The 9049-nt window shown below is 39.4% G+C and carries 3 protein-coding genes and 3 pseudogenes; 1 reads left to right on the forward strand and 5 read right to left on the reverse strand.

Annotated features, from left to right (window positions below; translation table 11 throughout):
• From IQ242_RS09695 to IQ242_RS09715, 5 genes and pseudogenes are all read right to left on the reverse strand, one after another.
• Positions 1 to 491: pseudogene (locus IQ242_RS09695) on the reverse strand (hypothetical protein); the annotation flags it as partial.
• 111 nt (positions 492 to 602) lie between these two features.
• A complete protein-coding gene (locus IQ242_RS09700) occupies positions 603 to 1088 on the reverse strand; it encodes a hypothetical protein (RefSeq protein WP_193959824.1) in 486 nt (161 codons plus the stop codon).
• A gap of 51 nt (positions 1089 to 1139) precedes the next feature.
• Positions 1140 to 3152, reverse strand: coding sequence for a phospholipase effector Tle1 domain-containing protein (locus tag IQ242_RS09705; protein ID WP_193959825.1), 2013 nt, complete (start codon positions 3150 to 3152; stop codon positions 1140 to 1142).
• 428 nt (positions 3153 to 3580) lie between these two features.
• A pseudogene (locus IQ242_RS27075) lies at positions 3581 to 4737 on the reverse strand (DUF6014 family protein).
• A gap of 72 nt (positions 4738 to 4809) precedes the next feature.
• A complete protein-coding gene (locus tag IQ242_RS09715; protein WP_193959826.1) occupies positions 4810 to 6885 on the reverse strand; it encodes an ABC transporter ATP-binding protein/permease in 2076 nt (691 codons plus the stop codon).
• Positions 6886 to 7566: 681 nt separating this feature from the next.
• Here IQ242_RS09715 and IQ242_RS09720 point away from each other — a divergent pair.
• Positions 7567 to 8919 (forward strand): annotated as a pseudogene (locus IQ242_RS09720) (amino acid adenylation domain-containing protein); the annotation flags it as partial.
• Positions 8920 to 9049: the final 130 nt, after the last annotated feature.

Raw genomic sequence — 9049 nt, forward strand, 5'->3', positions numbered from 1 at the left:
CCTTCCCCTAGTAATTTAGTTTTTCTCAACATCAAAAAAGATGTTTTTCCCAGTAGCAAAATTGCCCGAAAATTTTCCTGTTTTTCCAGCTTGAGTTGATTGAGAATATTTTGATTATTATTATTTTTAATTTCTAACTTTATTCTCTCGTAGTCTAAGATTTTCAATTCTTGATATTTTTGGGAAAATAAAATTTTGAGATTGTCACTGAGTTGGAGTAAAAAACGATAATATCCGTCTTGATAGATTTCTAGTCCATTAATTAATAAATTATAGTCTTTAATTAATAACTGAGTCTCGATCAAGATTTCTTGTTGAGTAATTTTTTCTTTTCGTTTAATAATCTTACCAAAATAGTAATGGTAGCGAACTCCTTCTTGAATTAATTTCCGACGTTCTTTGATGATTTTCTGAAAATTTTTTAAGTATCTATTTTTAAAAACAGGAAGTTGATAGCTTTGCTCATAAATGGCAATTTTTTTATAGGTCATCAGATGTTGAGAGTTCCTATTTAGCATAGCTATCTTAGACCAAAAAATTCCTCAATACTTAGCAATAATCATCCGCTGCCCCCAGCTATTGCAAGAGGGAGCAATACCTAATTAAACATTTTCAACTTCAACAACAACCGGTTCATTTTCAATAACTGGTTCATTTTCAATAACTGGTTCATTTTCAATAACTGGTTCATTTTCAATAACTGGTTCATTTTCAATAACAACTGTTTGAGGACTTTCAGGAGTTGGCTCAGTTACCGTTTCTTGCTGCTTTACTGTCTGTTCTTGATGGTCAGTCAAGTGTTTTTTGGTTTTTAATTTCAGGTCATCAGTCAGAGGTAAAGCATCAATTTCAGCCAAAAGTGTTTCCAGGGATTCTTTTTTACTTCGCTCAGTGTAAAAAGAATTCAGAACCGCTTCAATTCCGTACTGAGCGATCGCATCTCCTAAGACACTAACCAACCCCATCGCTCCGATACCCAGAAAAACTACAAAGGGTTGTCCGAGGGTAATAATTAGCACGATGACAGCAATAATAGCCGAAGCTAAATAAGTACCTGCCACTTTTTTGATAATGTTATCGAGTTCCATAAAAATCACCTCAAATTTCTAGCGAAGGATTAGTTTAATTCTAAAGCAAGGTTAATCTGTCTGTTGATCGCCGTCAAGTAAAGCTTGAAGAAAAGGTTCAAGACTTTTGGGACGATAATCGGAAAAAGCCTTTAATCGTTTTACCACACTGTGATGAACAGTGACAACTTTTGTATTGAAATATCGCCATTGCTCACCTCCCAAGGCCGACAATCCTTTAACCGTATTATCGAACTTGATGGTCGGGTCTAGTTTAATTGGGAATTCCTCAAATTCAGAGGTGGTTGAGTCAAACTCTAATCCCAATTTTTTGGCTTGATTAATCATCCATTGTAACGGGTAGTCGGAAAGTCCTTGATATTCTTTTTTGCCGCCACCTAGACAGGTATGTTCACCCACAAATAAAACTTCTTTGACAACTTGTTCAGGATTTTCGGGATTGGCTTTGATCGGAGTGGAAGGAAAGTTTTTACGTTTTTCATCAATGGCCACAGCATGAAAAGCATTCTGGATAATCGGACTTAATTTTGTGTTACTAAATTCATATTTTTTATGATAAAACTTAGCCAAGGGAAACCAAGTAGTTAAATCAGGAATACCAAAATTGCCAACTGTATCCCAACAACCTAACATCTTGATTGGAATACGATCTTGAAAATCTTCCTTTTCTGTCTCAATTTTTTTGGCATTAGCGGCACGAAATTGTTGAGCTTTGGCACTATCGGAACTAACGGTGTGGTCTCGATAGAGTTGATAAGCTAGGGGAATTTCTTTAATCTTAGAGCGTTTTAGGATTCCACATTTATCGATAAAACTAGCCAAACAACGAACGATATATGCTCCGCGACTAAAACCTAACAAATAAACTTCATCCTCGCTTGTGGGATTATAGTTAAGGACAAGAAAACGATAGGCATCTTGGATCATCCGATCGAGTCCCCAGCCAAAAGTTTCATTCCCTAAACTTTTAATAAATTCGTTATCTTCGGCGCTGCCAGAACCTGACAAAAAGACGATTTGAGGGGTTTGATCCTCGGCAATATACTTAATAGATTCGGCAAATTTAACCACATTGGTGGGGTAAGAACTGGTAGAGTCTTCCCAAGAACCATCACAACAAATAATTAACCGTTTTTTCTGGTTTGAATAAGTCAGTATATCTGGTTGAGAAATTGCCGTTTTAGTAATCTCCTCAATTTCATTGCTGGCAAGAGCAGCTTCTGCGGCAATTATAATTGATTCTGGATTCTCTTCCAGGGAAGGTTCTTGATGTTCGGCTGGAGCATCCTGTTCAACCACTTCTTCTTCTTCAAGGGAGTTAAAAATTTCGTTGACCATTGTTATCCTTTTCACATTCCTTCTAGCTTTACTGCTAGTCTGAACTTTTGATTTAGGGATCGAGGTCGGTTTAGAGGGAAGACTATCTAGTTGCCAGGTTGTCCCATAAAGAATACCATGATTGCTATAACTTGTTTGATCCTCGGCACTGCCATTGAGTGATAAATAAGTCACTAAGCCAAGGTTATCAACTAAGGGAGATTGATACATCGTTTTTTGGATTTCTTCTTGGCTACGCGCTTGATTCCAAAGAGAAAGTTCTGCAAGACAACCTTGCCAATAATGGGAGAGATTAACAGAGGCTCCCAAGATGATTTTTTCAATCCCCGTTAAGGCACGGTTATGACCATTGCCACGATGCCAAATGATCCCATTACGATAGACTAACATTCGGCCCGTGGTCGCATTTTTAACAAAGGCCCAGTGAGTCCAATCACTATAATCCTTAAGCTTGACTTTTTTTTCAATTCGATCGAAACCTTCTTCATTACCCGCATCCCAAAAAATCGCAGGTTTCACGGGATCACCCCAAGGCAGGGTAATATGTAGAACGCGGTTATTTTCCCGATTAACAGCTTCTAAAAGAGTCGTTTCTGTGGATAAATTATTTTCCCCTTTTGCCCAAAATGTAATGGTAATACTCTGATCGATGTCAAGAAATCCGTGGGATAGATCCATGTGATCATCGATGCCATTAAATTTTAGTACAGAGCGTTGTTCAGCCATTGGTTTTGTCATCGACCAGGGGAGAAAGAGGTAATCAGGGGTTCAGGGATTCTGACTAATAAGAGACTGATCTATCTGTCGTGATTTCCCAGAATGCTACCCCCTAGTTTAACACATTTTAGTTATCTAGCGATATATATATAAATAAATGTGTAAGTAGATGGGCGTAAAAAACTCTCAGATCCCCCCGCCTGTCGGCACCCTCCTTATTAAGGGGGGCAGGGGGGATCGAGTGCAAAACCTATCTTCTATTTAATTGCAAACAGCTACTTAGAAGTCAACGACTAATATTCCAGAGCCGGCACTTGCTGTGGCCAGAAACTCAGAGGAGTTGACCCCAATCCCTATCGCCATCAATAGGCTTTGGTGGGATGCACATGGCTGACTGACATCCCTCCCCGGGCCGGTTAACAGCAAACCCTAGGTACTTATTGTAACTCTGACCAAATTCCGCGGCATCGCTCTACAATTAGTCCCTGAAAAATTAATTGAGTTGCGGGATGAATCTCCACTTTATACAGAGCAAAAAGACCCGTTGGACTATTTAGATTCAACTCCCTTCGCGTTAGAGACAAAGCTTTTGTGCGGTGCATTTCCACCGCTTTTAGTAAGCCTGGATAACTGACATTACGCAGGGCCAATTGACCATTTTTTGTGAGATAAATAGCATCATTTTGCAAGAGATATTCCAAACTGATCAAACTAGCGTGGACATCCACATCTTTTTCTAAACCCCCTAAACGGTGAGCATCCAAACCGAAGCGAATGCAGAAATTAACAGCGACTAATTTTCCCGCTTCTTCGGCCGGCAAAGCACAATCGGCAAATTCAAAGCCTAAACTATCTGAGCGCCACTCCTCGACTCCAGCATAGGTATAGTTTTGAAACAGTTTATTTTTGAGTTTCAAGTCAAATCCTAACCCACTAGCATGACCCGCTTCATGGAATTGGGTATCGAGATGACGATAGCGTTCACCATTAATTTGATCCTCAGGGGTTCTAATAGTAAATCGGCCGTTTCTGGCTCAAAAATTTTTCGGATACATTCGTAGCTAGAACCAGAAAAGCGTCGTTTTTGCTCACTGGCATTATTTAAAGCTGGCCCCTGAACACTATTGGGAAAAGTCCACCTATGGGGAACGATAAAAGCTTCCCCGTTTTCACCTTTAACCGTGCCACAACTAGCAATTTCAGTAAAGGACAAATTTCTGGGAATTGGTTGTCTTAGACTGCCAAATTTTTCACGAGTTAAGCTTTCTAGTTGTTCGATAGAAGGTTGACTATTTTGGTTAATTTTTCCGTAAATCGCACTCAAAGTGAGTTGTCTTTCTCCCTGACGATTGATGCGATAGGGAGCAATCATCAGAAAATAACCATTTTTACCGATAAAATTCAAATTAATGAAATCTTCTGATAAAATGCTCCAGTCGTTGGTTTCCAAAGCTGCTGCTGTTTTCCAGAGCCACTGAGCCGGAATTTCACAGCTATCTGCTTCCTGTTGACGCAGTTTTTTCGCCGCAATTGCAATTTTATTTTGCTCGATATCTTGGACGATTTCTTGGAAGAACTGTTGTTGATTGACCAGGGTTTAATTCATTTTTTTGGTAGCTAATTTCTGTAATAGTTTAACGTTGTTTTTTGACCCATCTCTCATCGGCTAAACTCTTAGCCATTTTAAGATTTTAGGGTCTTTGTCATAGCGATAGGTCAGTCCATCTTTACCCGTAATTGATTTTCCCTGACTGGCTTTGCTTCTAATGCTACTAAGGGAATAGTCGCTTAATTCCTTCATTTGTGCATGGGAAAGTCCTTCTAGAGGTTCTGTTAAGATTGTTGTCGTTGGCGATTCGGGGGGGGGTTCCCCGGCAGAATTGATTTTAGGATTGACCTCGGTTTCCTGATTCGGTAAATCTTCGAGCCTAGCTTGAGAATTATCGACAGAAATATTAATAATTTCTTTTGCTTTTTGTCGGCGATATTCCTCCACTGTCAGCAGTTGCCAATGGGAATTACTAGAGAGTTCTAAAACCCATTGATGATAGTTAAAGAGACTTTCCCGATGTCCGACACTAATAAAAGTTGTGTGAGTTTTCTGCAATTGCCGATATAAATTTTCTTCATTGTTTAAGTCCAAAGCACTTGTGGCTTCATCGAGGATAGTAAAACTGGGACGGGTAATTAATACCCTAGCAAAAGCCAAACGTTGTTGTTCTCCCAGGGACAAAATGTTTTCCCAAGGCTCTTCTGTATCAAAGCTATTGACTCGATTTAGTAAATTTTGGAGATTGACTTCTTGTAAAACTTCCCTCAATTTTATCTCATTGGTTTCTTGATTGCGATTGGGATAAAGTAACTGTTCTCGCAAGGTTCCTAATATTATATAGGGACGTTGAGGCAGAAACAATACTTCTTCTAGGGGGGGACGAACTAATCGGCCGGTTCCTGCATTCCATAAACCGGCAATTGCGCGTAGCAAGGAACTTTTACCCCGACCGCTCGGACCGACAATTAATAAACCTTGTCCAGGCTGAACAGAAAGGGAGAGGTTTTCGACAATTACCTGTTCATAATCGGGAGTTTGCAAGGTGACATCTTCAAAGGAAAATTGAGTTTCTTCGATAGTTGTAATCGTGCTTAAATTTTCCGGTTGTTTAATGACTTCTTCTAAGGCTTGGGAAAATTGCGATAGACGTTCAACATAACTGCTAAATTGTGCCGAAGTGCCAAATTCATTAATTAATTCCGCCAGCGCCGTAGCAAACAAATTAGCCGCTAAACAGGCTTGTCCGACCTGTCCGAAACTAATGCCCTCACTATTGATATACAAAGGACCCAAAATGACAAAAGTAAATACTTGAATTGCCGCCTGATAGCCTCGACGAAAAATCTCTGTGCCTCTCTCCCAATCAATTTTACGTTTAGCACTGCTTAAGAGTTTATTAAATCTCCGCTGAATAATATTTAATTCCTGATTTTCTCCCTCAAAGAAAGCGATTGACTCCGCATGATTACGAATGTGGGTTAGAGCATAATTATAGTTAGCCTTAAGTTCTAATTCTTCTTGAGTGATTTTATTTAGAGCTTGGTTAAAATAGATAGCAATGACGTTACCGAGAATTGTCCAAATGACTAAAATAATGGCAACAGAGGAAGAAATTGACCAAAGAATCACTAAAAAAGTGATCATATCTAGGACATTTTCTAGGGAAACTGCAAAAAAGGAGAGAGCTTTACTGGTAATCGGCTCAATTTCTTGGGATAAACGCTGATCTGGGTTGTCGATATCGGATTTAAAATTAATTCTGTAATAGGCGCGATTATGCAAATATTTTGAGAGAATCCAGTCATTGAGCCAAGCATACCAATCTAGGGCGATTCTTTTCCTGAGAAATTTAAGCAAGCCAACTAAAAGGGTGACAAAGAGCAGTCCAACCGCAAAAACTACCAAAGTTCTGACAAATTTATCAAAATCATTTTTTTCAAGAATGACATCAACTAAGTAATTACTAACAAAGCTATTGAAGGCATTTAATCCTACAACTCCTAGGATTGCCCCGATTAGTAGGATGAGCATTGCCCAAGCTTTCATCACATCAGAAAAAGCCCTTCCCCCCGATTCAGCAGGATACCAATAGGGAGCAGCGATCAGCTTGACACTGTGCCAAAATTTGCTGACATCGGAGATAATATTAGACGTCGAGCGATCTTGAGCTTGAGGGACTTTGGCGGACATATAGCACTTATATTTGAGTTGTGGACATTTTGCCGGAATGATTTTAGATTTTGGTTGGATTGGCGGAGTTAATCCTGAGCTTGTCTGTTGGGTTCTAGTTTCAGGAGAAACCCTCCCCTGTGTAAAAGGCAATTGGCGAAAATATAAGGCTCCCCGACAATTCTAAGGTTATTGTGTTTGAGTTGTGCTAACATAATCCCGTCGCTTTATCTGTCAGTATAAAGAGATAGCTTTCTCAGCCACCCCTGCTACTGCTTTTTTAACCCTCGTTATCTTACTACAAGTGACCATTGTTTTGATAGCAAAAGCTAGTGAGCGCTTCTCAGAATACCACATATTAGCGAATTTCGTTGACCATGACAAATTTTTTTTTCTGTGATAAGATTTCGGGATACAGGTTTCACAGCAATGAGGTGCGCCGATTTTCTTCTCCGTTTCCTGTTCCCCGTTCCCTCAAAGCGATAAAAGTCCTTGCGATATAATGGTGGTAAAGTTATGGCAGCAGCCTCAGAAAATTATGAAGAAGGAGAATTATGAAAACAGCTTAACTAAAATTTAAGCTTTTCAGAACCATTTTGGAAAAAAAATGTAAAAAATTGTATCCATCACTAAAATTTATCATCCAGAATATGCTATAAATAGCTTCGGTTTAAAGTAGAATGGAATCAAACTCAAACGTCTTATCCTGATCATTACTGTATTCATCAGTTATTTGAAGAACAGGTAAAACGCACACCCGATGCGGTAGCAGTTGTATATTCAGAGCAACAATTAACCTACAATGAGTTAAATTGTCAAGCTAATCAGTTAGCACATTATTTGCAATCTTTGGGAGTAAAACCTGAGCAATTAGTGGGGATTTGTCTTGAACGTTCTTTAGAGATGATTGTGGGGTTATTGGCGATATTAAAAGCGGGTGGTGCTTATGTTCCTCTTGACCCTGAATATCCCAGTGAACGGTTAAGCTTCATGTTAGAAGATGCTCAATTATCAGTGCTGTTAACGCAACAAACGTTAGGAGAAAATCTACCTCAACATCAAGCTTCGATTATTTGCTTAGATAACGACTGGGAAAAAATTGCTGAAAACAGCCATTCCAATCTAGAAAACACGGTCACTCCAGATAACTTAGCTTATGTTATCTACACTTCCGGTTTCACAGGTAAACCGAAAGGGGTGTTAGTCAATCACTCCAAGGTCGTGCGATTATTTGCCGCTACAGATGCTTGGTATAATTGCAATAGTCAAGATGTCTGGAGTCTATTTCATTCCTACGCTTTTGACTTTTCGGTGTGGGAAATGTGGGGAGCTTTGTTATATGGTGGACGTTTGGTAGTTGTACCCTACTTAGTGACCCGTTCTCCCGAAGCATTTTATCAGCTACTATGTCAAGAAAAAGTCACAATTCTCAATCAAACCCCTACCGCTTTTCGTCAGTTAATTCAACTTGAAGAATCCTTAAAAGGAAGTTTTCCCCCCTTATCAAGGGGGGTTAGGGGGGATCGTTCATCGACAACAGATAACGATTTAAGCTTACGTTTGGTTATTTTTGGAGGAGAAGCTTTAGAAATTAACAGTTTACAACCTTGGTTTCAGCGTCATGGCGACCAATGCCCCCAATTAGTTAATATGTACGGAATTACAGAAACTACCGTTCATGTTACCTATCGACCATTAAGTATGACCGACTTGGATAGTACAGCTAGTGTGATTGGTCGTCCCATTCCTGACTTACAGGTATATTTACTGGACTAACATTTACAACTTGTACCGGTTGGTGTACCTGGGGAGATGTATGTGGGGGGTGCAGGAGTAACAAAAGGTTATCTCAATCGTCCTGAATTAACAACAGAAAGGTTTATTTCTAGTCCTTTTGAAAATTCCAACAAATTGTATAAAACGGGAGATTTAGCCCGTTATTTACCCAAGGGAGAGTTAGAATATTTAGGACGGATTGACAATCAAGTAAAACTTCGCGGCTTCCGTATTGAATTAGGAGAAATTGAGGCTGTACTGAGTCAAAATGAGGCGGTACAGTAGATCTCTTGCATAAGTCTAGACAAAATAGGATAAAATAGTCCAAGAGTTAAGATTGAAAGATGACTTACGAACAAGTAAAAACTTTAAAGCCAACAGAGTTCAAACGCTTGTGTGGCGTGTATCC

The organism is Microcystis sp. LEGE 08355, assembly GCF_015207185.1.
In the GTDB taxonomy this organism is placed as follows: domain Bacteria; phylum Cyanobacteriota; class Cyanobacteriia; order Cyanobacteriales; family Microcystaceae; genus Microcystis; species Microcystis panniformis.